16 protein-coding genes, 1 other RNA gene, 2 pseudogenes and 2 other annotated features are annotated in these 25,727 nt (G+C 59.8%); of the genes and pseudogenes, 8 read left to right on the top strand and 11 right to left on the bottom strand.

The window, feature by feature from the left end; genetic code table 11:
• Nucleotides 1-49: 49 nt before the first annotated feature.
• Nucleotides 50-855 (top strand): IS5 family transposase gene (locus tag J5I97_RS06640; protein ID WP_208586475.1). Its coding sequence is split into 2 segments (ribosomal slippage): nt 50-380 and nt 380-855, totalling 807 coding nucleotides; the frame shifts between segments, so codons are not numbered across the junction.
• Between the two features lie 355 nt (nt 856-1,210).
• Nucleotides 1,211-1,300: pseudogene (locus J5I97_RS20515) on the top strand (transposase); the annotation flags it as partial.
• 281 nt (nt 1,301-1,581) lie between these two features.
• Here the strand turns inward: J5I97_RS20515 and J5I97_RS19840 are convergent.
• The 6 genes from J5I97_RS19840 to J5I97_RS06540 form a co-directional block, all read right to left on the bottom strand.
• Entirely contained in the window at nt 1,582-9,741 is an 8,160-nt protein-coding gene (locus tag J5I97_RS19840; protein ID WP_238135658.1) for a putative Ig domain-containing protein, read from the bottom strand.
• A gap of 232 nt (nt 9,742-9,973) precedes the next feature.
• Entirely contained in the window at nt 9,974-10,801 is an 828-nt protein-coding gene (locus J5I97_RS06560) for a hypothetical protein (protein ID WP_208590318.1), read from the bottom strand.
• A gap of 37 nt (nt 10,802-10,838) precedes the next feature.
• Nucleotides 10,839-11,057, bottom strand: coding sequence for a hypothetical protein (locus J5I97_RS06555; RefSeq protein ID WP_208590316.1), 219 nt, complete (start codon nt 11,055-11,057; stop codon nt 10,839-10,841).
• Nucleotides 11,050-11,733, bottom strand: a complete 684-nt coding sequence (locus J5I97_RS06550; protein WP_208590314.1) for a hypothetical protein — start codon at nt 11,731-11,733, stop codon at nt 11,050-11,052. Before J5I97_RS06550 ends, J5I97_RS06555 begins: the two co-directional genes overlap by 8 nt.
• A 345-nt stretch (nt 11,734-12,078) precedes the next feature.
• The gene (locus J5I97_RS06545; protein ID WP_208590313.1) at nt 12,079-13,500 is read right to left on the bottom strand and encodes an HlyD family type I secretion periplasmic adaptor subunit; all 1,422 of its coding nucleotides are present in this window, start codon (nt 13,498-13,500) and stop codon (nt 12,079-12,081) included.
• Nucleotides 13,497-15,662 (bottom strand): type I secretion system permease/ATPase, encoded by a 2,166-nt coding sequence (locus tag J5I97_RS06540; RefSeq protein WP_208587611.1) that lies wholly within the window; start codon nt 15,660-15,662, stop codon nt 13,497-13,499. Before J5I97_RS06540 ends, J5I97_RS06545 begins: the two co-directional genes overlap by 4 nt.
• 252 nt (nt 15,663-15,914) lie before the next feature.
• On the opposite strand from J5I97_RS06540, the gene J5I97_RS06535 reads away from it, so the two are divergent.
• The 3 genes from J5I97_RS06535 (at nt 15,915) to J5I97_RS06525 (ending at nt 18,164) form a co-directional block, all read left to right on the top strand.
• A protein-coding gene (locus J5I97_RS06535; protein WP_208590310.1) for an IS3 family transposase occupies nt 15,915-17,128 on the top strand; the annotation gives its coding sequence in 2 pieces (ribosomal slippage) (nt 15,915-16,200 and nt 16,200-17,128; 1,215 coding nt in all).
• Nucleotides 16,190-16,306, top strand: a sequence feature (AL1L pseudoknot). (Overlaps the previous gene by 117 nt.)
• A gap of 356 nt (nt 17,129-17,484) precedes the next feature.
• Entirely contained in the window at nt 17,485-17,847 is a 363-nt protein-coding gene (locus tag J5I97_RS06530) for a type II toxin-antitoxin system RelE/ParE family toxin (RefSeq protein ID WP_208590308.1), read from the top strand.
• Nucleotides 17,847-18,164, top strand: coding sequence for a helix-turn-helix domain-containing protein (locus J5I97_RS06525; RefSeq protein WP_208590306.1), 318 nt, complete (start codon nt 17,847-17,849; stop codon nt 18,162-18,164). Before J5I97_RS06530 ends, J5I97_RS06525 begins: the two co-directional genes overlap by 1 nt.
• Nucleotides 18,165-18,209: 45 nt before the next feature.
• On the opposite strand, the gene J5I97_RS06520 is transcribed toward J5I97_RS06525, so the two are convergent.
• From J5I97_RS06520 to J5I97_RS06510, 3 genes are all read right to left on the bottom strand, one after another.
• Nucleotides 18,210-19,697, bottom strand: a complete 1,488-nt coding sequence (locus J5I97_RS06520; RefSeq protein ID WP_208590304.1) for a site-specific integrase — start codon at nt 19,695-19,697, stop codon at nt 18,210-18,212.
• A gap of 327 nt (nt 19,698-20,024) precedes the next feature.
• Nucleotides 20,025-20,339 (bottom strand): hypothetical protein, encoded by a 315-nt coding sequence (locus J5I97_RS06515; protein ID WP_238135656.1) that lies wholly within the window; start codon nt 20,337-20,339, stop codon nt 20,025-20,027.
• A 24-nt stretch (nt 20,340-20,363) separates the two neighbouring features.
• Nucleotides 20,364-21,169 (bottom strand): IS5 family transposase gene (locus J5I97_RS06510; protein ID WP_208591587.1). Its coding sequence is split into 2 segments (ribosomal slippage): nt 20,364-20,839 and nt 20,839-21,169, totalling 807 coding nucleotides; the frame shifts between segments, so codons are not numbered across the junction.
• A gap of 435 nt (nt 21,170-21,604) precedes the next feature.
• Between J5I97_RS06510 and J5I97_RS19835 the strand changes: the two genes are divergently transcribed.
• Both J5I97_RS19835 and J5I97_RS06500 read left to right on the top strand, forming a co-directional pair.
• A complete protein-coding gene (locus tag J5I97_RS19835; RefSeq protein WP_238135655.1) occupies nt 21,605-21,895 on the top strand; it encodes a hypothetical protein in 291 nt (96 codons plus the stop codon).
• A gap of 308 nt (nt 21,896-22,203) precedes the next feature.
• A protein-coding gene (locus J5I97_RS06500; protein ID WP_208586298.1) for an IS3 family transposase occupies nt 22,204-23,417 on the top strand; the annotation gives its coding sequence in 2 pieces (ribosomal slippage) (nt 22,204-22,486 and nt 22,486-23,417; 1,215 coding nt in all).
• Nucleotides 22,479-22,595, top strand: a sequence feature (AL1L pseudoknot). Its footprint overlaps the gene before it by 117 nt.
• Before the next feature lie 156 nt (nt 23,418-23,573).
• Here the strand turns inward: J5I97_RS06500 and J5I97_RS06495 are convergent.
• A complete protein-coding gene (locus tag J5I97_RS06495; RefSeq protein WP_238135654.1) occupies nt 23,574-24,308 on the bottom strand; it encodes a hypothetical protein in 735 nt (244 codons plus the stop codon).
• A gap of 116 nt (nt 24,309-24,424) precedes the next feature.
• On the opposite strand from J5I97_RS06495, the gene J5I97_RS06490 reads away from it, so the two are divergent.
• Nucleotides 24,425-24,502: non-coding RNA, sX9 sRNA (locus J5I97_RS06490), on the top strand.
• A 121-nt stretch (nt 24,503-24,623) separates the two neighbouring features.
• On the opposite strand, the pseudogene J5I97_RS06485 reads toward J5I97_RS06490, so the two are convergent.
• Nucleotides 24,624-25,676 (bottom strand): annotated as a pseudogene (locus J5I97_RS06485) (IS701 family transposase); the annotation flags it as partial.
• Nucleotides 25,677-25,727: the final 51 nt, after the last annotated feature.

Here is a 25,727-nt window from a genome sequence, read left to right as displayed (position 1 = left end):
TCTAACAAAACCCCTTGAATCTTGTCTCGCCGGTGGCAAAATTGCGGACATGACACGTCGCAAAGAGATCCCCATTGCGCTGTGGAAGCGCATCGAGCCGCTGATTCCCCAAGTGAAGCGTTCGCCCAAAGGTGGACGGCCGCGCATCAGTGATCAGCAAGCCCTCAACGGCATCGTCTATGTCTTGCGCACGGGCATGCCATGGGAAGACCTGCCTGTGGAACTGGGCTATGGCAGCGGCATGACCTGCTGGCGCCGGTTGCGTGATTGGCAAGCCGCCGGTGTGTGGCATCGTCTGCATCAGGTGTTGCTGACCGAGCTGCGTCGCGCCCAGAGGCTGGATCTGAGCCGAGCCAGTCTGGACGCCGCCAGTGTGGCCTCCCCCCGGGGGGCGCCTACACCGGGCCAAACCCGACCGATCGCGGCAAACTCGGCAGCAAACGGCATCTGATCGTGGACCGCAACGGCGTGCCCTTGGCAGTGTGCGTCACCGGCGCCAATCGGCACGACTCGGTCGTGTTCGAGGAGTTGATCGACGCCTTGCCGCCAATTGGTGGCAAACCAGGGCGCCCGCGACGTTGGCCAGACAAATTGCACGCCGACAAGGCTTACGACATCGACCGCTGTCGCGCCTTCCTCAAGCAGCGCGGCATCATTGCGCGGATCGCACGCAAGGGAATCGAGCGCAACGACCGGTTGGGCCGTCATCGCTGGGTCGTCGAGCGCACGCATGCCTGGTTCGCAGGCATGGGCAAACTGCGCATCCGCTTTGAACGCCGCATCGATCTCCACTTGGCGTTGCTCTCGCTTGCATGCTCCATCATCTGCTTACGGCTTCTTCCTGGGTTTTGTTAGCCGCTCTAAGTGCCTTCGCCTCGATGACCCGAACCATATCCGCGAACGCCCGCAAGAAGTGGCGGCGATCCGGACTCGACGCCCGTAGTGCTCGCACTGCTGCATCTAAGTGTTCGAGGTGGATACGCAGCTTGGCTCTGTCCATAGCCCAGAGTATCGGCAGCGCTGTCGCAGCGTCTGAGACACGTGACGCATCCCCTGAAAGCAAGGAGCTAGCGGAAGCTATATGAGTGCCGGCAGGACGCTGCGCCAACGCAGCGCAGGGTGAAAATGATCTTTCACCCACTCGACGCCCCCCCAATTTTGAGTAGCACCTCAGTTTGGAGTCCAATTCCCTACTCCAAGGAGATTGGACGTGAAGAAGCGTTTTACCGAAGAGCAGATCGTCCGCTTACTGCGCGAAGCGGAGGCCGGCATTGCCATCAAGGACATGTGCCGGCGCCACCACCGCCCCCTCCCATCACCGTATCCACCCTCTCCCTTGGAAACTGCGCTGCATCGGCCCCTTAGCAAACTCGGTTAAGGTCATCACCATCACAGGCCCGCGGCTGGTACTGATCTCCGCTGAGATCATCTTGGTACAGCGCCTGGCATGCGCCGTACTTTGCGACCTACTTCTGGACCTGCGCTTCCAGAAGCCATACACCGTTTCTTCACTGCGAGGAGGGGGGGGCAGCACGCATGCGCGTGCTGCCCCCCCAAAATGCCATCGACGACCCAGCCCAATTATTGGATCTGATAACGACTACTGGCATTTTGCGCCACCCAAGATCTTGCTCCGCCCAGAATTCCAGCCTCTACGTCAGGCGCCAAGCCGACGTCGAGATTCGCAGCGCCGGTTTGAAACACGCCCATTGCATCGACCAACTGATTGACCTCAGCCAATACCGCACGCTGCACCGGACGTCGGGACGCAGTGGTGGCCAGCGGATCCTTGGTGTGGTCAACGGCCACAATCTCGGTCGACACAGAAGCCATCAAACGATTACTGCCTGAGGTGCGGCTAGCCGATGCCGTGGTATTGCCAGCTTGCATCGGTGTCAGCAATGTTTCGAACTCCGCCGCTGAAATGCCGTGCCCACCATCTTCGGGCTGGATCATCCATAGAGCGTTGTCGCTGCCCAGGAAGTGCTTGAGCACGCTCACCTGCTGATTGGCGTCGCCGTCCACTCGCACGATCAGGTCGTCGCCGTTGCGGTGGAAGCTCAAACGCGTCCGCTCGATACCAGTCATGAAGATGGAATCGCTGCCGCCACCGACACTCACGGTGTCCACGCCATTGCCCTCACGATAGGTGTAGACATCGTCACCCGTACCACCGAACAACAGGTCGTTGCCGTCCTCGCCAACGAGAGTGTCGTTGCCCGCGCCACCGTAGAGCATGTCGTTGCCCGATCCGCCGAAAGAACCGCTGCCACCCCACAGAAAATCATCGCCATCACCGCCTTCGATGCGGTCGTCACCGAGCATGCCAAATAGGGTGTCGTTGCCGGCCAGGCCGCGGAGCAGTTCCTTGCTTGTATTGCCGCTCAGCTGATCGTTCGCGGCGGTACCGGTCAGCACGCGCGCATAGTCGGCCGGATTGGCCTCGCCGTCACTGCTGGACACACGGGCATTGATCGCTGCGGTATCCAACTGGGTGCCGCTGCCGGGCTGCAGGACATCCAACGCGAAATCGCCGCCAAGGAAGTGCTTGGTCACACGCACACTGCTATTAGCGCCGCTGGCCAATGCAATCACCAGGTCATCCCCATCGCGGGTGAATCGTAGGTTGCTGACCGGTTGTCCATCCTGGAATTGCAGACGGTCGATACCGCCTCCGGTATTGTCAATCACATCGCGGCCGCTGCCGAATACATAGGTATCGTCGTTGGCGCCGCCCAGCATGAGGTCATCGCCATCCTCACCGCGCAATGTGTCGTTGCCAGCGCCACCCTCCAACGTGTCGTCACCGCTGCCGGTGCCATTGCCGCTGCCACCGGACAATGTGTCGTTGCCGGCGCCACCTCGCAAGGTATCGTTGCCGCCCATGCCCAACAAGGTGTCGTTACCGCCCAGTCCGTCGATCAGATCCCTGCCAGTCCCGCCAGTCAGTTGCTCTCCGGAGGCGGTGCCATTGATGGTCCGGTCGGGACTGCTGCTGTTGATCAGCTGTGCGATCTGCGTTGCGGTATAGCGTGCGTTGCTGGCTTGCACGACATCCATGCCGGCATCACCGCCCAGGAAGTGGCCGCTGACGCGTGCCGCTGCGATCGTAGCGCCATCGATGTGCACCAGGAGGTCGTTGCCGTCGCGCTTGAACGACAGCCGGCTGCTGGCCACGCCATTCACCAGCAAGGTGTCGTTGCCGCCACCGGTGTTGTTGATGATGTCGCTGCCAGAGCTGCCATCGATGACATAGGTATCGTCGCCGGCGCCGCCAATCAGCCGGTCATTGCCGGCGCCACCGGCCAGCTGGTCGTTACCACCGCGTCCGTTCAACGTGTCGTTACCGGCAAGGCCAAGCAGGGTATTGGCCGCTTCGCTGCCTTCGATGAGATTGTCCAGTGCGTTGCCCGTGGCTTGCCCACTGCCGGTCAAGCGCAGGTTCTCGACATTGCCGGCTAACTGCACCTGCGAACCGGCGGAGCGCACGACGGTATCGATGCCCGCGTTGGCGGACTCGGTGACCCGGTCCGAATCGGTATCGACGTAGTAGTTATCGTCACCGCCGTAACCTTCCATGATGTCATTGCCCTGACCACCGTCGAGCACGTTATGGCCGCTACTGCCGTAGAGCCGATTGGCCGATGCGTTGCCGATCAGCGACAGGTTTCCTTGTCCATCCAGATAACCGTTCTCGACATTGGCTGAGAGCGTGGCAGACACCATGGCGTAGACCGTATCGGTCCCCTGGGCTGACAACTCCACCACGGTATCGCCGACGTCGTCGAGATAATAGATATCGTTGCCCGCGCCGCCACGCATGTCGTCGGCACCACTGCCGCCATCCAGCGTATTGTTCTGGCTGTTGCCAATCAGGGTCTGACGGCCGTCGCGTCCATAGGCTGCCTGGGCACTGCTGCCCTCGACCAATACAACGCGCTCGATATTCTCGTCTGCGGTATAGGCAGACAGGCTGCTTTCGACGGTATCGGTGCCTTCTCCCTCCAGTTCGACGATAGTGGTCATGTCCTGACTATCCAAGACATAGGTGTCGTCGCCAGCCCCACCCCGCAGCACATCGCCGCCGCCATTGCCGGCGAGGCGATCGTTGCCGCCAAACCCCAACAGTTCTTCACGCTGCCAGGTACCGACAAGACTGTCGTCGTCTGCGGTTCCCTCGATCACCGCGACAGTGCGCAACTCCAGGTACATCGCGGTTGAGGCGCCGTGTTGATCGGTCGCGATCAGATTGAAGCCGAACCACTCCAAACCCAAGGGCGGCGTGCCGCTGATGGTACCGGTGGCGGAATCGATCTGCAGCCATTCTGGCCCATCCACCGCATAGGTGAGCGTTTCGTCTGCATCGTCGACGAAGCTGCCGGCAGGAAGCGCCAAGCTGAAAGCCTGGCCTGTGCGAGGGCTGACATCGTACTGGAACCAGTTGGCCACCGGCGGATCGTTGGTGATCTGCAGTTGCGCAAGATCGCCACGGCGAATGGTGCCGTCGGCGAACACGAACTCGTCGATGGTCCGCACCAGCACCAGCTCGCCGGGATTGTTCCAGTCCTCGCGCCAATAACCCTCGATAATCAAGCGATCGTCGGCAGCGGTGCCAAGCTGGACGATCAGATCGAACCCGTCACGGGTCCAGGTCGCCTGTTCGGCGATGATGCCCTCACCGAAGATCACCCGATCAGTATCGCGACTTCCGTTGACGGAAATGATGCGGTCGGTACCGTCGCCGGCTTCATAAAAGAAGTTGTCGCTTCCTGCGCGCGTGCCGTAGGTCCTGCCATCGCCGTTGAACCCGACCGTGCCGTACAGCACGTCGTTGCCGCGGCCACCGTGGATGTCGGCGCCGTACAAGGCCGCGTGAATGGTGTCGTCTCCCTCTTCGCCATACAGCGTATCGGCCTCGTTGCTGCTGATAGCAAGGTTGAACTCTGTCAGGAAATGGTTTCCGCGGATGACATCGTTGCCGGCTCCACCACGGATCTCGTTGGCATACATGTTGCCGGTGAGCACATTGTCGCCAAGGTCGCCCTGCAGGTTGGCGCGCAGCGCGATGGTGCCGTTAGGACCTTGAGTTCCAATGTTGTAGAGACGCAGATTCTCTACATTCGCATAGTCGGCCACCGAGACCCACATCGCCTGCGAGGTCAGCTCATCCCAGCCGGCGATGACCACCGTATCGTTGCCGCCGCCGGCCTGTTCGATCACTTGGTCCTTCCGGGTGATCAAGTAGGTGTCGTTGCCATCTAATCCAGCCAGCCGGTTCACCGCATCGACCAGATGGCCTTCGATGATGTTGTTGTCGCTGTTGCCGGTACCGCGGACGGCGTTTCCGGTCAGGCGCAGATTCTCAAGCTCTTCGCGGCCCTCGATCGAGTAATCGATGCTCGCCTGCACGGTGTCGCTGCTGTCCGAAAATCCGTTCTCGACGATCACATCGTCCAGGCCGTCGACGATATAGGTGTCGCGCGTAAAGCCACCGATCAGTGTGTCCTTGCCTCCGGCACCGTCGAGAATATATTCCTGCGTGTCTGACGTGCTGTTCAGCACTATCTGGATGACATTGTCCAGCGCATTGCCGGTAATGCGGTTGGGCTCACCCGGCCACCAATAGTTGGAAGGCGTGATCACGGCGTTCTCGATGTTCGCACCCAGGATCACGTCGTGGTAATTAGAGTAGATCGTGTCGATGCCACCGTTTTCCAGCTCCTCGATCTCGCTGGAGTTGACGGTTGTCCTCCAAGTGGACGAGTAGAACGTATGGTTGTAGCAGTACCTGTCGTCGCCACTGCCACCAACGAAGCGGTCGATTGAACTGTCCACGCTGGCATAGATCCGGTCATTGCCCGCGCCTCCCCGTACGATGTCCGCGCCCGCACCGTCGTACAACGTGTCGTTGTCTTCACCACCATCCAGGATGTCGTCGCCGTCCCCGCCCTGCAGCGTGTCGCTGCCGCCCATGCCGGACAGGGTGTCGTTGCCGGCACCGCCATCCATGGAGTCCGGTGCGAAGGTACCGGTTTGCAAGTCGTCGCCACTGGTGCCGCTCCACCAGCGTGCCTCGAAGTTGGCGGCGGTGAACTCCACGCCGTCGGCAAAAACGATGCGGTGATTGTTGTTGGCAAGGAAGCCTTCCAGCATCAACGCGTTGGAAACACTGGCGTTGGACCAACCGCCGCTGGCGATCATGACGCCCAGCGTGGTTCCGCTGATCTGGAAATTAGTGACCGCGTCGGAGTTCACCCCGACCATGTGGATCACGTCGCTCCCTGCATCGGCGGCATCGAGTCGGCCGATCACGTCGTAACCGGATCCCAAGGCCACGTGATAGGTATCGTCACCGCTTCCACCGTCTACGAGGTCCTCGTCCGCCATGCCATCGGCTACCAGATGGATGGTGTCGTTGCCATCGCCGCCCAGCAGCACGTCGCCGCCGCGTCCATCGGTCAGTGTGTCATCGCCAGCCCCGCCTTCGATGAGGTCGTTGCCGTCACCTCCGTCGATCGTGTCGTTGCCGTGCAGGCCGTATAGGCGTTCGTTGTCCTTGGTGCCATTCAAGGTATCTGCGTCGGTGCCACCACGGATCGGTGTTCCATACATGATGCCGGTGTCGAACTGGGAACGCGTCACCACCTTAAGGTCGTCGGTCTGGATCCGCACCGCCGTGGCGGCGGCGAAGTAGCCGACGACGCGAACGCTGTCGCCGCTCTCGAGCGAGACGACCAGATCCTGTCCCTCGCGGACGTACCGCAGCTCGTCCGCGGTGATGCCATCGAGAAAATACAGAAGATCGGTGCTGCCCTGTTTCACCAGCACGGTATCGGTGCCGAATCCCCGGCGGAAACGATACTGGTTCTGGCCGTCGCCACCGTCGAGGGTGTCGTTGCCGGCATCGCCGAGCAGGATGTCGTTGCCCTCGTCGCCCGCGAGGACGTCGTCCCCCTCACCGCCCTCCAGATAATCGTTGCCGGCTCCACCGTGGACACGGTCGTTGCCCTGCGCAGCGGTGACATTGTCATTGCCGTCCTCGGCATCGATGACGTCGTTGCCTGCGCCACCGTAGACACTGTCGTCGCCGATGCCGGCCTGAATCAGATCGTCGCCGTCGTCACCATCGATGGTGTCGTTGCCAGCCCCGCCGTAGATCGTATCGTTGCCAGCCTCGCCGTCGAGAATATCGTTGGAGTCGCCACTATCCAGAAGGTCGTCGCCGTCGCCGCCATTCAGAGTATCCGCGCCGACGCCACCACTGAGCTTGTCGCTGTCGCTGCCGCCATTCAAGAAGTCGTTGCCATCTCCACCGTCGAGTACGTCACTGCCGGCTTCGCCGAACAGGCGGTCATTTCCGGTACCACCAGTGAGCCTGTCGTCGCCTTCGCCACCTTGCAACTCGTCGTATCCCGCGCCGCCGAGCAGAATGTCGTTGCCCTGCTGACCCAGCAGGAGATCGTCACCGGATCCGCCATCGAGCCGGTCATCGTCATCGCCGCCAGCCATCTGGTCCGCCCCGTCGCCGCCAAACAGCACATCCTTGCCGGCCTGCCCGTGCAGTACATCGTCACCGACGCCACCATCGAGCAGATCGTCGCCATCGCCGCCCTGCAGTTCGTCGTTGCCGCCATCGCCGAGCAGGCGATCCTGTCCCGTTCCACCGGCCAGCAGATCGTCGTCGGCCCCACCGGAAAGAATGTCATCGCCAGCCTGCCCAACCAGCTGATCGTTGCCCGCGCCTCCGTGCAAAATGTCGTCGCCACCTGTGAGTTGGTCGGACTGGCCGTCACCCCAGAGCAGGTCATTGCCGGTGCCGCCGTCAATTACGTCCGCGCCAGCCTCTCCGTATATTTCGTCCGTACCTTCGCCACCGTCCAGACGGTCATTACCGGTGCCGCCGGACAGCAGGTCATTACCATCGCCGCCAAAGACCATATCCTGCCCCGCGCTGCCGGAGATCACGTCGTCGCCGGTGCCGCCATCGAGCAAATCGCTGCCGGCACCGCCGATCAGCACGTCATCTCCCTCCTCGCCGTAGAGTGAAACGCCGATGGTATGAGTGTCACCGACGCCTCCCCCGAACGCAAACACGCCGTTTGTACCGGTAACACCATCGGGTTCAGCAGCGCTGAAGTACTGCAGGGAATAGCGTGATGTGTCGATCCTTTGAAAACGGTAAGTCCAGCCAGCAACTCCTGACTTACCGCTGAAGTCGAAAGCATCCCCAAGTGTGAAAGTGGCGTAACCCACCAATCCCCCAGTCCCATCAGTAGTCATCTGCTTGGCGCCCTGCCAGCTGAAGTACGACTCGATGTCGCGCCAGACGGTGGTTTCGTCCATTGGCAACTCTGGCGACACCCGGAAGTTGAAGCCGAATGCATGCCTGGCGCTCAGGACGTCATCGCCCTTTCCGCCATAAGCGGTCGCCTCGTCGCCAAAACCGGAAACGAAATCATTACCGCCGCCTGCCAGGATCAGGTCACTGCCGCCATTGGCATTGATGATGTCGCTGCCGTCCCCGCCTTCCAGCAGATCGGCGGCATCGTTGTCGGTTCCCAGGATCATGTCCCGCCCGGCCCCTCCGGCAAGATGGACCGGCGTGCTCGGAAGGGCGTCGATGTAGGGATTCAAATAGTCGGATTGGTCCGTGCCAACGGTTGGATCGCTCGGCGGCCGATACCCAGGAAGCAGGATACCGAACGTGCCGGGCGTCCAGTTTTCGACAATCGTGGTCCCGCCCGTGGTTCCCAGACGGATCACCAGTTGCTTGCTGTCGCCCGCCGAGGCCACCGTGACGCGGATATATCCGTCTGCGGCTTCCCAGGTGTTCTCTGAGGTGGCCACCAACCCGACTGCCCAGTTGCTGTTGCCATCGATCTCCAGCACGCCAATGCCGTCGGCGTCGGTGATGCGGTCGATGTCGCCTGGCGCCCCCGCATAGAGCACATAGGTATCCATGCCCGCGCCACCGCGCAAGCGGTCGCTACCGGTTCCACCATCAAGGATGTCGTTGCCGTCCTCGCCGAATATCGTGTCGTTGCCGACGCCGCCACGCAGCACATCGTTACCGATTCCCCCGGCCAGGATATCGTCGCCCGCGCGGCCCTCCAATGTGTCGCTCCCGTCCATGCCGTACAGCAGGTCGCCGGTGTCGGTACCGGCCAGCATGTCGTTCTGGACGCTGCCATAGACCGCGGCGCCCTTGTCGGGGCCGGTGAAGATGCGCAAGGGGGCGCTCAGCGCCGCCATGAATTCGCGTAGCTGATCCTGGTTGATCTCGCCGTCAGTGCTGTCCAGCCCCATGGCGACAAGGAACTCGGCCAGCGCAGCGGACGGATTAAGTAACGATAGCGGGTTGTCCTCCAGACTCTCGGTACCGACGCGCGCCAACCAGGCGGAGAAGATGTCCGGGTTATAGCCCAGCCGGTCGAACCAGGAGGCAGCCTTGCCGCTGCCGTCGCTGTTCTGCCAGACAGTCAGGGCCAGCCGGATTCCGGATGCGCTGTCGAAGGGCCAACGCCCGTTGCTGTCGAGCAAAACATCCCACAGTTCGTTTCGCTGGTCTTCGTCCAGCAGTTCGAATGGGGTGTTCATGGTCCAGGAGTCGGTGGGCAGGTTGAGGCCGAGGAAGACATCGCTGTGAAAGGCCCATGCCTCGTCGGCGGTGATCTCTCGCACCACGCTTCCGCCGTTGTCCCTAGCGATAATATCCAACTGCCCCAGGAAAGCTTCAGCCATTCGCCTTCTTACATCTTGGATGTCGGCAGAATCTACAGGGGTTCCCGCAGCGCTGGCAGTTTCTTCAAGAAATTCGAGCGCCGACAGCCCAGAAAACATGTTTCCACGCGCGACACCACTAGCAAGCCGTGAATAACGATGCCCGAATGTCGCTATGTACGCATACATATCTTCGATCCGTCCCGCCTCCAGAAGTGCGCGGGCCTGGGACAGATTTTCTAGATTCATTTTGTTAACCATGATTAATTACCTCTATTCCCTGTTTTGAAGGGCATTGGGCACGTGTTTTCTGTAAATAGGAATGAACGGCGGAGGTTATTTGTGGCCATTCCGGCAAGAGATTAGCGCGATAAGAGATTCTTACCCTCACCTGCGCCAGCCCCGGCTCCGGAACTAGCTGATTACATAGAGAAGTCCAGCGCGGGGGATCGAATTTTTCACCATGCAAGCATGTTATTAGTGTCGTTGGCTCCTGCCCAGCCTCCATCTGATCGGAGTACACAATAAAATTTGTTCTATTTGGCAATGGAGTGCGCAGATGCCCAAACTTTAATTGCAACGCTGGGTCCTCCCCGTATACCAGCGGGACACCCCAAGGATAATCGGCAACCTCTCGATTTCGATAAAGCATGAAATCTCTCCTACCAGAGAGCGTAACCTTCTCAGTAGACGCAAGGCGGCTCATGCCGATTTCGATCCACTGGGAATTTCCCGTCGATCGACTGTGATGCACGCGGTAATCCTCAGCGTTCTTTTCACTGAGCGGTTCCATCTCAGGCCAGCGCAGCCGTATGACCAAGCTGCGCAATGGACGCTCACACTTGCCTTTCAGCTCCTTCGTGCCCGGCTCGGATTCGTAGAACAGGAGATCCTGTGCCGGTACACGAATGACGTTGGGACCGATCGTGCCGACCAGGTCTGGACGGTTGGCCTTGTCGGCGGGACTGGTCCTCGAACAAGCGGCAACTAGCACAGAAAGAAGCAGCAGGATGCATCGTCCCATGCAAAATTTCATCTGCGTATGCTTATATGCGGCAGGCCGATTTAGCGTATCTTTCATTGTTCGCCCATGAGGCAAAGCATCTTTATTTATCGCCTCATGCACGAGCGAGCCCCTTTGCTTTCTGTTGTACGGGATATGGATTAACGATCTTCCGTTGAGACATCCAAGAGACAGCATAAACATCAACGCCGATAGGCAGCCTGCAATAACGACGACCGAATGGTTTGATATAGACGTACATTTCTTCGATCCGACCTACTTCCAGATGTGCACAAACCTGATCAACATTTTCTAAATTCATCGCATCAACCATGATTAATTCCCTTTAATTCCTTGTTTGAGGGGCATTGGGCACGTGCTTTCTGTAGATAGGAATGAACCGCGGAGGTTATTTGCGGCCATTCCGGCAAGAGATTAGCGCGACAAGAGACGCTAACTTTCACTTGTGGAAAGCTTGGCTCAATGATCAACTGATCACATAAAGGCGTCCAGCGTGGCGGGTCATATTTTGCGCCATGAGTGCAGTCGATCAATACATTTGAATCCTGCCCGTTTTCAATTTGATCGGAGTACACGATTGAATTGACTTCATGGGGCAAGGGGGTGCTCAGATGTGCAAATTTCAGACCTGCATCCGTGGAATAACCATAAGTGAGCGGAAGTCCATCCGGATAGCTGGAGACGATCCGTTTTCGATAGAGCAAGAAATCCCTCGTCCCGGAAAGCGTGACCTTCTCGGTAGGAGTGAGGCGAGTCATGCCAATTTCGATCCATTGAGAGTCGCCGACCGATTGCCGGTGATGAACTTGGTAGTCCTGGGCATTATTCTCATTAAGTGGCTCCATGCCCGGCCAGTGCAAACGAATGACCAGACTGCGCAATGGACGTTCACATTTGCCTTTCAGCTCCTTCGTGCCCGGCTCGGATTCGTAGAACAGAAGATCCCGTGCTGGCACACGAATGACGTTGGGGCCGATAGTACCGACCAAGTCCGGACGATTGGCCCTGTCCGACGGACTGGTCCTGGAGCAGGCGGCCGCGAGCACCGACAATAGCAATAGGACACACCCACGCATGACGGCCCCTATCTGGACGTGTGTGTATGCAGCACGACGCTTCGGACACGTTTGCAGTGCTTGCGCTTGTATCAAACAGTGCGCGCTTATGGTTTCAGACATGGCCAAGCTGTTCCTGGGTTTTCTGCTGTTAAGAATATTAGGCAACCGCTTTTTGCAAGCACATGTAGACGGTAGAATTTTTAAAGGCCGTTCCGCCAAAGAATTCCACAATAAAAAATGCCGAGTATAGCTACGCCGGTGCAGCCCCCCATTGGCTTATCTCTCTCTCAAAGATTCTGACACATGCGTTCGCAAGGGACTCAACAGGTAATCAATCACCCGCCGCTTCCCTGTCTTCACTTCCGCACTCAAGCTCATCCCGGCACTCATCCGCACCTTGACCCCATCGATCTCCAGCGTGATGCCGTTCAATTTAATGCGTGCGGGGAATACCAAACCTAGTTTTTCGTCCTGCGCGGCATCGTGGGACACACTGGCGACCGTGCCGGTCAGATAGCCGTAGCGGGTGTAGGGGAAGCTGTCGACCTTGACGGTGACGGGTTGGCCGGCGCGCATGAAGCCGATGTCCTTGTTCAAGACGGTGACTTCGACCTCCAGTGCTTCTTCGGCCGGCACTACGACCAGTAACGGCTGTGCGGGCGTGACTACACCGCCCACGGTGTGGACGGCGAGCTGCTGGATCGTGCCGTCGACGGGTGCGTGCAGGGCCATGAGTTTGTCTCGTTGCCCGGTTTTGGCGACGTTCTGGGTCAGTTGGCCAGCTTGCTCACTTGCCTGGCGCAAGGCATCCAGTGCCTGCTGGCGTGTGTCGGTCACAAGCACGCGCAACTCTTCCTGCGCCGCGCTGATCGCCGAGCGGATTTCCTGCAGGCGATTGCGCTGGGTGGCGAGCTGGCTTTCCGCGGCGATGCGTTCCTGTTCGCGCAACAGGTAGTCATGGCGGCCGACGTACTTGCCTTCGACCAGGCGGGCGTAGTCTTCTGCGCGCACTTTCGAAATGCGTGCGGATTCAGCCAGCGGTTCGATCGCGTCCTGGGTGGTCTGCAGTTCGGCCTGGCGCTGGGCGATGCTGGCTTGCAGATTGTGTCGGCGCGCCTGGAATGCGTCGAATTGGCTGCTGACCAATTGCTGTTCGTTGGCTACGCGCTCCATGGGCAGATCGGGAGCCGGATCCAGCCGTGGCGGCTGCCCGGTCGCAATAGCGTTTGCTAGCGCTGCCTGGCGAAGTCCAGCGAGACGTGCGTTGACCAAAGCGTCGCCTGCCTGGGCGAACTCGGCGCCGGTGGCGGTGGCATCGAGTTCGACCAGCAACTGGCCTTTCTTCACCGCTTGTCCATCGCGCACCAGGATCCTGCGCACCACCGCGGTTTCTGCGGCCTGCACCACCTTGGTCCGCGAATCGACCACGGTCTTGCCTGGTGCCACGGCGACGATGTCGAGCTTTCCCAGGCACGCCCACAGAAGCGCGACACAGAAGAAGCCGATGATGATGCGCATCGTCCAGCGTGCGGTTGGCGAGACAGGCGTTTCGGTCAGTTCAAGATGCGCCGGCAGGAACGCGCGCTCGTCCGCGCTACGCTCGGGCGGGTCGAGCTGACGTCGCACGACCCAGGCGGATTTGAAGATCTTGAAATAGCGAAGAAAGAAATCGCGCCATCCCTGAAGCAGGTGCTTCATGGTGTCCCCTGTTGCAATCTGTATAGATGCGCGTACTGGCCTTCCGGCCGGTCGACCAACTCGGCGTGCGAGCCGCTCTCGATGATGCGCCCCTTCTCCACCACGACGATGCGATTGGCCTGCCGTACGGTGAACAGACGATGGGCGATGATCAGCACGGTGCGTCCCTTGCAGATGGCGCGCATATTGCTCATCACCGCGTGTTCCGATTCGTAATCCAGGGCGCTGGTGGCCTCATCGAGAATCAGAATGCGTGGGTCGCCGATCAGTGCGCGCGCGATCGCAATGCGCTGGCGCTGCCCGCCAGACAAACCGGTGCCGTGCTCACCAACCTTGGTGTCGTAGCCTTCGGGCAGCTCTAGAATGAATTCGTGGGCGCCTGCCAGCTTGGCGGCATGGATCACCCGCTCCAGCGGCATGCCGGGATCGGTCAAGGCGATGTTCTCGCGCACGCTGCGGTTGAACAGGAAGTTTTCCTGCAACACCACACCTAGCTGACGACGCAGCCAGGCAGGATCGGCCAGCGCCAGATCCTGGCCATCGATCAGCACCCGCCCCCGCTCGGGCGTGTAAAGCCGCTGCACCAGCTTGGTCAGCGTGCTCTTGCCGGATCCGGAACGACCGACGATGCCGATGATTTCACCTGGGCGGATATCCAGCTCGATCCGGTTGAGCACCTCGGGTGCATCCGGCCGATAGCGAAACGTCACCCGGTCGAACGTTACCTGTCCGCGAATCGGCGGCAATGCCAGGCGGCTGCCTGGAACCTCGGTGCGCGTATTGAGAATGTCGCCCAAGCGCTCGACCGAAATACCGACCTGCTGGAAGTCCTGCCACAACTGAGCCAGCCGGATGATCGGTGCGGTAACCTGGCCGGACAACATGTTGAAGGCAATCAACTGACCGATCGACAGCTTGCCTTCCATCACCAGCTTGGCGCCCCAGAACAGCACTGCGACGGCAGTGAGCTTCTGCACCAGCTGCACGCCCTGCTGGCCCAGCGTTGCGATGCGGGTGACGTTGAAACCGGCACTGACATAGCCGGCCAGCTGGTTGTCCCAGGTGCGGGTCACGCGCGGATCCACCGCCATCGCCTTGACCGTGCCGATACCGCTGACCGTCTCGACCAAAAAGGATTGGTTGTCTGCGCCACGCGCGAACTTCTCGTTCAAACGCTGGCGCAGCACCGGGGTGATCAAACCGGAAATCGTGGCGTACAGCGGCAACGACAGCACCACGATCAAGGTCAGCCAACCGCTGTACCAGAACATCACCGACAGAAAAACCACCGTAAAGAACAGGTCCAGTACCGAAGTCAGCGCCTGCCCGGTCAGGAAGTTGCGGATGTTCTCCAGCTCGCGGACGCGCGCAATGGTGTCGCCGACCCGCCGCGACTCGAAATACGCCAGCGGCAGCGACAACACGTGCCGGAACAAACGCGCACCCAGCTCCACGTCGATCTTGCTGGTGGTGTGTGCGAAGACGTAGGTGCGCAGGCCCGATAGCAACACATCGAACACCGCCATCGAGACCAGCCCGATTGCGATGACGTCCAAAGTAGTCAGGCCGTTATGCACCAGCACCTTGTCCATTACTACTTGATAGAACAGTGGCGTGATCAGCGCGAACAGCTGGATGAAGAACGAGACGAGGAAGACCTCAAGCATCAGCTTGCGGTACTTGACCACTGCCGGAATGAACCAGCTGAAGTCGAACTTGGCGAGGTCGCCGAGTACCGAAGCCCGCGAGGCCACCTGCAACAATCGCCCTTGGTAACGCGCTTCGAACTCAGCGGGCGAGATGGAGCGCGGCCGCTTTTCGACCAGATCGTGGATCAGGATCTGGTCCGCGCCGACCTTGGCAACGATGAAGGCGTCGCCATCCGGCACCAGGGCCAGGGCCGGTAACGCGGCCATGCCGATCCGCGCGGCTGGTTGGGCCACGACTTTGGCTTTAAGCTCCAATTGCTTGGCGGCCAACAGCAGCGTGGTTTCATCGAATGGCTCGCCGCCTCGGCCAAAACCATGCGCCAGCTGCAACGCGTCGGCGGCAACGCCATGAAATTGCGCCAGCAGAACCAACCCCTGCAGCCCCAGATCCGGTCGGTCTTGCAACGACGATCCTCCCTCGAGCAACGAGAGCGACGCACTTTCCCCTGACATACGCGTTCCTTGCTGAGAGCCCAAGCCGGGCTCAAATGGTGGAATAGAATCAGGGGACGTTAAGAAGCTGTCAACCGCCGGCATCTCTGCTTTGCGATTGAATCCTGAAGCACTAGAGCCACGTGCACGTCAACACCCTCATATAACGACTCTAGTATCGACGAGTTATGAGGGCGATATCTGGCGGTCCGTGCACCTGGATTGAACCGCCCCGGGATTTCGGGAGGCTCCAACTCTTGAGAAGATGGAGCCATGAGCAAGACGAAATATTCACCGGAAGTGCGAGCGCGGGCGGTTCGGCTGGTGCGGGAGCATCAGGGGGAGTACGGCTCGCAGTGGGCGGCGATCGAGTCGATTGCCGGGAAGATCGGCTGTTCGGCGCAGACGCTGTGCAATTGGGTGCGGCAGGCCGAGCGTGATGCTGGCGAGCGTTCGGGATTGAGCACGGACGAGCGGGCGCAGTTGAAGGATCTGTTGCGGGAGAACCGGCAGCTGCGGCAGGCCAACGAGATCCTGCGCAAGGCCAGCGCATATTTCGCCCAGGCGGAGCTCGACCGCCGCTTCAAGCCCTGACCACGTTCGTGACCGAACATCGCGATGTCCACGGGGTCGAGCCGATCTGCCAGGTGCTGCAGGTTGCCCCGTCGACGTATTACCGCCACGCGGGGCGGGAAGCGGACGCGAACTTGCGCCCGAACCGCTGGTGGAAGGACCAGGCGCTGCGCCCGCAGATCCGGCGGGTATGGGAGCAGAACCGACAGGTGTACGGCGTGCGCAAGGTCTGGCGGCAGCTCAAGCGCGAGGGCTATCAAGTGGCCCGCTGCACGGTGGAGCGGCTGATGGGCGAGCTGGGCCTGCACGGGGTGGTGCGCGGAAAGGTGGTCAAGACCACGATCAGCGACAAGCGGCCGTGCCCGCTGGACAAGGTGAACCGGCAGTTCCATGCGCCGTCGCCAAACCGACTGTGGGTCAGCGACTTCACCTACGTCTCGACCTGGGCCGGGTTCGTGTACGTGGCTTTCGTGATCGACGTGTACGCACGGCGGATCGTGGGCTGGAAGGTGTCGCAGACGGCGCACACGGACTTCGTGCTGGACGCACTGGAGCAAGCGTTGCATGCGCGGCGGCCCACCGAAGGCGGCCTGATCCACCACTGCGACCGCGGCGTGCAGTATGTGTCGATCCGCTACACCGAGCGGCTGGCCGACGCCGGGATCGAGCCGTCGGTGGGCAGCGTGGGCGATAGCTACGACAACGCGCTGGCCGAGACGATCAACGGGTTGTACAAGGCTGAGGTGATCCACCGGCGCTCATGGCGCAATCGCCAGGACGTCGAACTGGCCACCCTGGATTGGGTGGACTGGTACAACCACAAGCGATTGCTGGGGTCGATCGGGAACATTGCGCCAGCGGAAGCCGAAGAGGCTGACTATCGACAACAGGCCGGTTACGTCAAAGCGGCGTGACTCAAACCAAACGGCCTCCCAACTTCCCGGGGCGGTTCATGACACCCGTTCGCCTGGTGGATTACGAAGCTGCTGGCCCCACTGGGCGCGGTGGAGCCTTCGCAATATGGAGCGGGCTGCGGACGTTCATCTTTGTGATGCATACGCAGATGACGCGATGATGCGGTAGATCTTTGCGGAGTAAGCAGCTTTCAGCTGGTGATTGCTCTTCCCCATCTTTGCTCACTCGACTAAGTTGAATCACGCGAGGCCGCATGCACTCATCCCTGTCACTACGGGCTGGTCGTGGCGACATTGCGCACGGGGGGTTGACAAATACCAATTTTGGTATAAATTACCCACTCAAGGAGGAACAAATGCCTGAAAAGCCTCTGATATGGGTTGGATCAAGTAGACGTGACTTGGCAGAGCTACCTGAAGACGTTAAGGATACCTTTGGATTTGCACTGTCCGAAGCTCAGAACGGACGCACCCATGTGGGAGCAAAGCTTATGGCTAAGGGATCACTGAAGGGTAAGGGCATTTACGAGGTGGTGGACGACTATGATGGTGACACTTTTAGGGCCGTCTATACGGTGGAAATAGAGGATGCCATTTATGCCTTGCACTGCTTCCAAAAGAAATCTAAGAACGGCAGAGAAACTCCAAAATCAGACATCGACTTGATCGAATCTCGGTATCAAACCGCCTTATTGGATGCAAAAAAGGTAAAAATTTAATGAGCATTGAAATCGAAGTCAGCAGCGGTAACATTTACTCAGATCTTGGCTATTCAAATGCCGAGGAAATGAAAATTAAAGCTGCGCTTGCTGGAAAGATTAGCGCATTCATTGCGGACGCACATCTCACTCAGGCTCAAGCAGCTGCCCACATGGGCATCTCTCAAGCAAAAGTGTCCGAAATGCTCCGGGGTCGCTTTCGCGGAATCTCCGAGGCTAAGATGATGGAATGCCTTAAGAGCTTTGGTCAGAACGTTACAATAAGCGTCACACCGGCTGAAGTTCCTGACGAGGCGGAGATTTCTGTTGCTGCCTAAAAGATTTTTAAGTTCTGTTTCAACTTAGAACTTGAAACGCCAAGTCTAAATAGCTCGGCGTTTTACTAGAGAGTAGCGGATTGCACTGAGGCCCGGCGAGTGGCCCCGTAACCCGCCGAGCTTTTCACTGACAGTAAAATCCCGGCTATAAGTTGAATGATGCTCATCATCCAGCTCGTGCCCAACAATTTGCGCTCGAAGTTCTGACACGACACCAGCCCCCTGAAGCTCTTGGATGAACGTCTTTCGAAGCGAGTGGAAACCGCGCTTGGCCGGCGCCCAGCCTTTCCCAACCTCGGCCAGGTGTCGACTGAAGGCCTTAGTGATCCAGTTGCCTTGCCCATTGACCGCCGTGGCTTTGGCCGCCGGGAATAGTCTTGTATCACCCGCTTTGCGCTTTGCATCGACCCATTCCAGGAAACCCATCTTGAGGAGCTCGGGATGGAGAGGCACGGTGCGAAGGCTGACCTCGGTTTTGACTTTTTGGTGCTCGCCTTCGTCTGAGATGCGAATGCAAGGGATACCCTCCTCCTCGCATACGTCCTTGATCAAAAGCTGGCCGACCTCCGACGCTCTGGCGCCGGTATAGAGTCCAATGAGCGACGCCCAGCGAGCGGCCTCGGACAACTTGGCCAGCGCCTCAGGCGCGAAAAGCGCCTGGATCTGGGCACGGTCGTAGGCTTTGAACCCCAGCTTCTTGCGGGCCCGCTTCTCGCGCTGCGAGTAGCTCACATGACCGGAGGCAGGATTGTCGCCACGGGGATAGTGCCCCGACGCCATGGCCCATTCGAAAAAGCCTCCCCGCCCGCCGATATAGCTCTGCTTGTTCGTGAGCGTTGGCGTGGAAGCGCCCTTCTCGCGCATGTCTTGATACCACCGCGCCAGATCGGACCGGGTGATGGCATGGACCTTGGCCTTCGGACCCAAGAATGCCACCAGCGCCTCGATGGCCGTTTTTTTGATCGTGTAGGTCTTGGGCAGCGTCGAGCCCTTGAGGGTGGCCAGGAATGCGTCTCGGGCCTTTCCCAACGTCATCGTCTCGAGTGCTGGCACAGAGGCTTGCCTCACAGGACTGGCCTGGTGCGACGCTCCGAATGCGTTGAAGGCCGCCACCGGGAGCCGCGATGCTTGGACGGTTGCCCCACCCCTTGCTTCCAGCTCCATCAACTGCCGATACAACTCCAGGTCTTTTGGGCTGTCGATCTGCCACTGTTCGGTCACCGTCCCATCCGGCTGGCGGGTGCGGTTGAGCGTCAGCTCTTGGAGGTTCTCGGCGCTCGTCAAGCGAGCAATGAGCAGGTCAGCGTCCGACTTGTTGAGCTTGGCCACGCGTTGATCCTTCAACTGTGCGAAGAGCCGAGCATAGCCCGCCCCAAGCACGACCGCACGCACGTGGGCCTGCGCCAAATCCTTCGTTTGCAGGGTGCGTTTGATAAGCCGGCAGCCCATCACGGTTTGCAAATCGATGGGCACACGTTGGACGAACGACCAGCGGCCAGTCGGGGAACGGCTCAGATGATGAGGGATGCGCATGCGAGTGTTTCCTCTGCATGCTTCCTGCCTCCAATCAACCTACCCAAGAAATTAATGAGTGAAATCAATAATTTAGGAGTGACTGGCGGAGAGAGTGGGATTCGAAGTAACGCCCCCTAACCCTCTGATCTGCAAGCAAAACACAAACCGGATTGTGTCCTAGTGAGTGCCCCAGGATTATAGAGGCCACCATTGCGAATCACCAGCAAGGTTGGGCCTCCGTGCTCGACATTCGTAGGACTCCGCACCTTGGCCGGTGAAGGATTGTCTCCACGGCACACACGTAGCCGCCCCGCCCGAACCCCACTGCCGCCTTCGGGTAAGCAATCACGGCGCTGGAAAAAGAGCACACCCCTCGCAAAGCTTCCCAAGCCAAGAAGGCGGGTAGCTCGCCATGAAGACAAGGGCGGCAAGGACAATCGGCGTCCATCCTAAGACATGGAAAGCCATGATGACTCGCCGAGCAAACCGCTTCCTCCTTCCATAGGCGCGCTTGAACTCCCCAATGCGCTCGGCGACCTCACCTTCTGGCTTAGCTCTTCCGCTCAGACGCTTGGCAAGACCGTCAAATGCCTTCGTGGTGCTTTCGAGTTGAAAACGACTCGACCTTGCAACGCCACTGATCACCAGTGCAACGATCAAAGCACCAAGGCAAATTAAGAGCGGCTAACAAAACCCAGGAAGAAGCCGTAAGCAGATGATGGAGCATGCAAGCGAGAGCAACGCCAAGTGGAGATCGATGCGGCGTTCAAAGCGGATGCGCAGTTTGCCCACGCCTGCGAACCAGGCATGCGTGCGCTCGACGACCCAGCGATGACGGCCCAACCGGTCGTTGCGCGCGATCCCCTTGCGTGCGATCCGCGCAATGATGCCGCGCTGCTTGAGGAAGGCGCGACAGCGGTCGATGTCGTAAGCCTTGTCGGCGTGCAATTTGTCTGGCCAACGTCGCGGGCGCCCTGGTTTGCCACCAATTGGCGGCAAGGCGTCGATCAACTCCTCGAACACGACCGAGTCGTGCCGATTGGCGCCGGTGACGCACACTGCCAAGGGCACGCCGTTGCGGTCCACGATCAGATGCCGTTTGCTGCCGAGTTTGCCGCGATCGGTCGGGTTTGGCCCGGTGTAGGCGCCCCCCGGGGGGAGGCCACACTGGCGGCGTCCAGACTGGCTCGGCTCAGATCCAGCCTCTGGGCGCGACGCAGCTCGGTCAGCAACACCTGATGCAGACGATGCCGCACACCGGCGGCTTGCCAATCACGCAACCGGCGCCAGCAGGTCATGCCGCTGCCATAGCCCAGCTCCATAGGCAGGTCTTCCCATGGCACGCCCGTGCGCAGGACATAGACGATGCCGTTGAGGGCTTGCTGATCACTGATACGCGGCCGTCCACCTTTGGGCGAACGCTTCACTTGGGGAATCAGCGGCTCGATGCGCTTCCACAGCGCAATGGGGATCTCTTTGCGACGTGTCATGTCCGCAATTTTGCCACCGGCGAGACAAGATTCAAGGGGTTTTGTTAGACGCTCTAAGAGGTCTTGCGTTAAAGATTGCCTGGACACAAGCGCTGCAATGGCAGCAAGTGATATCGGAATTCCTAGGAATTTCGTTGCGTTATCGACAACCAGTCCATTGAGCTTACCGAAGAAGTTCAATTCAGCATCGGCGATGTCACGAAGAATGCCATCGAACGAAAGTCGATCGACCACGCATTGGACATCATAGGCAAAACGCTCCAACACCTTTGGCCAGCGCGCTACCAACCCAGCAAACCGGCCCTCAATGTCAGGCTCAGTCGCCAGGACATCGGCCACACCCAGTCGAAACAGTGCCTTGTATTCCTCAGTCCTGACCTTGCCCTTGGCATCATCTTCCAGGAGGCCTTTGAGTAGCCCCAGATCGGGCGCCGCGTGATCGAGCATCTGACTTGTCACGACGGTGGTCAGATCCAGCGTTTCGGGCCCAGATCCACCAGAAGCTGCCTTGACGAAGATGAGATGTGCAGGGCGGCCAGGAATGGCGGCGAGATCACCGCTAAGACTCAGGCGTTTGAGGAGCCGGATAAGTTCGCAGATCGATTGAAGCCTCACCAGCTCAGGTGGCTGCTTGTGACCCTCGTCACCGTTGCTAAGGAAATCGCTATCGAGCAGGTAAAAATTGCTCGGGAATTCGCCCCGATGGATGGACTCGCAATCGGTTAAAAATTCATCGAACGAGCGATAGAAACGCCCAGAGTCATTGGCTGCCAATGCCCAGGTGAAATCCACCTCATCGTTCTCAACATCAGGACCATCGTCAAAGCGTCCCAGATCCGGGGGGAGCAGCTTGCAGCGATCAATGACAGCCACTAGCTCCGCACTAAGCGGCCCTTGATAAGAAAAGCGGTGCCCCTGCAAGGCAGGCCGATCAGCCAGACGATAGAGCGCGACAACATCCGCAAACATCAGGGAAGCTCGCCATGAACCGCCCCGGGATTTCGGGAGGCTCCAACTCTTGAGAAGATGGGGCGATGAGCAAGACGAAATATTCACCGGAAGTGCGAGAGCGCGCGGTTCGGCTGGTGCGGGAGCATCAGGGCGAGTACGGCTCGCAGTGGGCGGCGATCGAATCGATTGCCGGGAAGATTGGCTGTTCGTCGCAGACGCTGTGCAACTGGGTGCGTCAGGCCGAGCGTGATGCCGGCAAGCGTCAGGGGCTGACGACGGACGAGCGGACGCGGATGAAAGCGCTGGAACGCGAAGTGCGCGAGCTGAGGCAAGCCAACGAGATCCTGCGCAAGGCCAGCGCGTATTTTGCCCAGGCGGAGCTCGACCGCCGCTTCAAGCCCTGACCACGTTCGTGACCGAACATTGCGATGTTCACGGGGTCGAGCCAATCTGCAAGGTGCTGCAGGTTGCCCCGTCGACGTATTACCGCCACGCGCAGCGGGAAGCGGACGCGAACTTGCGCCCGAACCGCTGGTGGAAGGACCAGGCGCTGCGCCCGCAGATCCGGCGGGTATGGGAGCAGAACCGACAGGTGTACGGCGTGCGCAAGGTCTGGCGGCAGCTCAAGCGCGAGGGCTATGCGGTGGCCCGCTGCACGGTGGAGCGACTGATGGGCGCACTTGGCCTGCGCGGCGTGGTACGCGGGAAGGTGGTCAAGACCACGATCAGCGACAAGCGGCCGTGCCCGCTGGACAAGGTGAACCGACAGTTCCATGCGCCGTCGCCGAACCGACTGTGGGTCAGCGACTTCACGTATGTCTCGACCTGGGCCGGGTTCGTGTACGTGGCCTTCGTGATCGACGTGTACGCACGGCGGATCGTGGGCTGGAAGGTGTCGCAGACGGCGCACACGGACTTCGTGCTGGACGCGCTGGAGCAGGCGCTGCATGCGCGTCGTCCAACCGAAGGCGGCCTGATCCACCACTCCGACCGCGGCGTGCAGTATGTGTCGATCCGCTACACCGAGCGGCTGGCCGACGCCGGGATCGAGCCGTCGGTGGGCAGCGTGGGCGATAGCTATGACAACGCGTTGGCCGAGACGATCAACGGGTTGTACAAGGCCGAGGTGATCCACCGGCGCGCGTGGCGCAACCGCCAGGATGTGGAACTGGCCACGCTGGATTGGGTGGACTGGTACAACCACAAACGCTTGCTGGGGTCGATCGGGAACATTCCGCCAGCGGAAGCCGAAGAGGCTTACTATCGACAACAGGCCGGTTACGCCAAAGCGGCGTGACTCAAACCAAACAGCCTCCCGAAATCCCGGGGCGGTTCAGAACCATCGAACGGCGCCATTGTAAGCGGTCACCATATGCTCACCCGCCCGCGTCTCTCCGTGTGAGAAAGATCACTTCGCGCGCTAATCCCCTAAAAGCAAAGCGCGCGCAAACCACTACCGCCCCCTCGACGCATCTGCGGCAAGCGCACCTTGATGAGCTTGGTCCACTAGGCACAAGGCAAGCCTAGCCTTCACCTCGATCAAAGCAAAGTCCAGCGTCTGGTAAACCACACGCACCGCCGTGGCGTAGCCCACTGCGACCGTGAAGACGATTAGGAACACGAGCACCCCAGCGATCGTTGGCCAGAGACTGGCCTCGAACACCTCTGGTGTGACTGTTGGTGAGAGCAAGCGAGCGCCGGCAAACCAGAACAGCGCACCCCACAAGATTCCAGCGAACACATTGAAGCGTGCTAAACGCTCCATAGCTTGAACTTTTACCAGCTGCACGCCAGAGGAAAGCCTTTCCAACCCGTCCTTGTCACCAGTTTGTTCAACGATAGCCGCAGCAAGCGCATCGATGGCCTTACCGCTGACTCCTGCCAACACTGTGCGACTTGGAAGTCCAAAGTAGACACAAAGCATCGCAATCGTCAGCGCCGCGAATCCCATCGCGGCGCTGAACGCATGCTCGAACAATCGAAGGTATACAGCGATGATAAGCGCCAGAACCAAGGCCCAGACCAGACGCTTCCAAAGGATCCCAAGACCGCTGAGGATTAGCCATGGGCCGACTAAAAGCTCTTCCGATAGCGCGCGAAACGCATCATCCCGCTTTCCAAATGGTGTGCTCTTTACGACCGCGTGTTCCGCGAGCCGAATAACCGTTCTGATCCTATCAAACTCCATCTTGTGAATACTCCTGGTCTCACATCGTTGGCGGCAGCGCTGGCCTGAACTTTAGAGAGGCTAACAAAACTACCACGCTCACCGCCAGGCGGGCGCGGCCGGTGCTCGGAACCGGCATGTACCACTCGTACACTGCGGTTCCTCCGGGCCGTCCGCACTCACACCTGGCGACTGCTCGCTACGTTTTGTTAGCCGCTCTAAATCCGCAGATACGGAGGCATCCCGTCAAGTAGTGCCGCTGCGATGTCCATGGCGATTGTCCAGCGCAGCGTCGCGATCGAGTCGCTCGCGTGGCGCTGGGCGCGCGATTGCCTTCCGCCAGCGCGCCTTGACCGTCCTTACCAGATCCTTGCGCGGCGTGTTTACCGGCAGGTTGGACAGAAAGTATCGGGTCGGCCTGTCTTGGCCTTTGGGCCATTCGATCAACAGCCATTCCTCCTGACGCAAGCGATCACCTTGTGCTGCACGTACGCGTACGGCGGCGAAACGTCCCGACAACGGTGCGTTGCCGCCTTCCCGCCACGCGACTGTCCTGAAGGCGCGGGAGGGTAACGACAGCGCCAGCGCTTGCACCGACTGTGGCTGATGGTCGGCTGTACGACGATGGCGAACCGGAGGTCGGCCTTGGCCTTTCCACGCCGCCGGCGATTCGGGCCTTTGTCCGGGCGGCCAGACTTTCACGCTCGACACGATTCCCACCGCATAGTTCAGTTCCAGGCAAGCCAGCGCGTCACGCCAGGCCGTATTGCTGCCATAGGCTGCATCGGCCAACACCGTGCCGCGCGCCACTCCCGTGGCATGGGCTGCTTTCATCTGCGCCAGTGCGATCTGCGGTTTGGTCGCGAACTCAATCTCGTGGGGAATTCCCGCTTTTCCCCGGCGTGCTGCATCGCTGGCCCAGTCTTCAGGCAGATACAGCCTGAAAGCGATCGGAATGCTCGCTGCCGGCGTCGCCAACGATACGCTCACGGCCACCTGGCAATTGTCCTGCTTGCCGATCTCGCCGCAGTCCTGTCGGGCCACACCGACCGAATGCCTGCCCTTCTTGCGAAAACCCGTGTCGTCCACGATCCAGTACACCTCGTCTTTCAAATCCAGCAGCGACGAAACGTACTGACGAACCCGCTCCAACATGGCCGCATCGGACCACTCTGATTTGGCCACGAAGTGGTGCAAGGCTTGATGGCGAGCCTTGGTTCGAAGCGGATCCAGATGAGCATCCAGGGGCTCAACACTCTTGCGCTCCAAAGGCAGCATCAACGCACTGCAATCGCCTCGCAGGCCCGCAGTGCGGTCAGCATGACCGAGCGCGGCGGAGAGTTCATCGAGATAAGCGGAGAAACGCGCTTTGTTGCTGACTGCGGCCATCACGATCCCGCCGTGGGAGAGACTACCTGCAGGATAACCTATTTATGACAC

This window comes from Xanthomonas fragariae, from assembly GCF_017603965.1.
Taxonomy (GTDB): domain Bacteria; phylum Pseudomonadota; class Gammaproteobacteria; order Xanthomonadales; family Xanthomonadaceae; genus Xanthomonas; species Xanthomonas fragariae_A.
The sequence above is the reverse complement of the archived record's forward strand: the minus strand, read 5'-3'. Positions and strand labels throughout refer to the sequence as shown.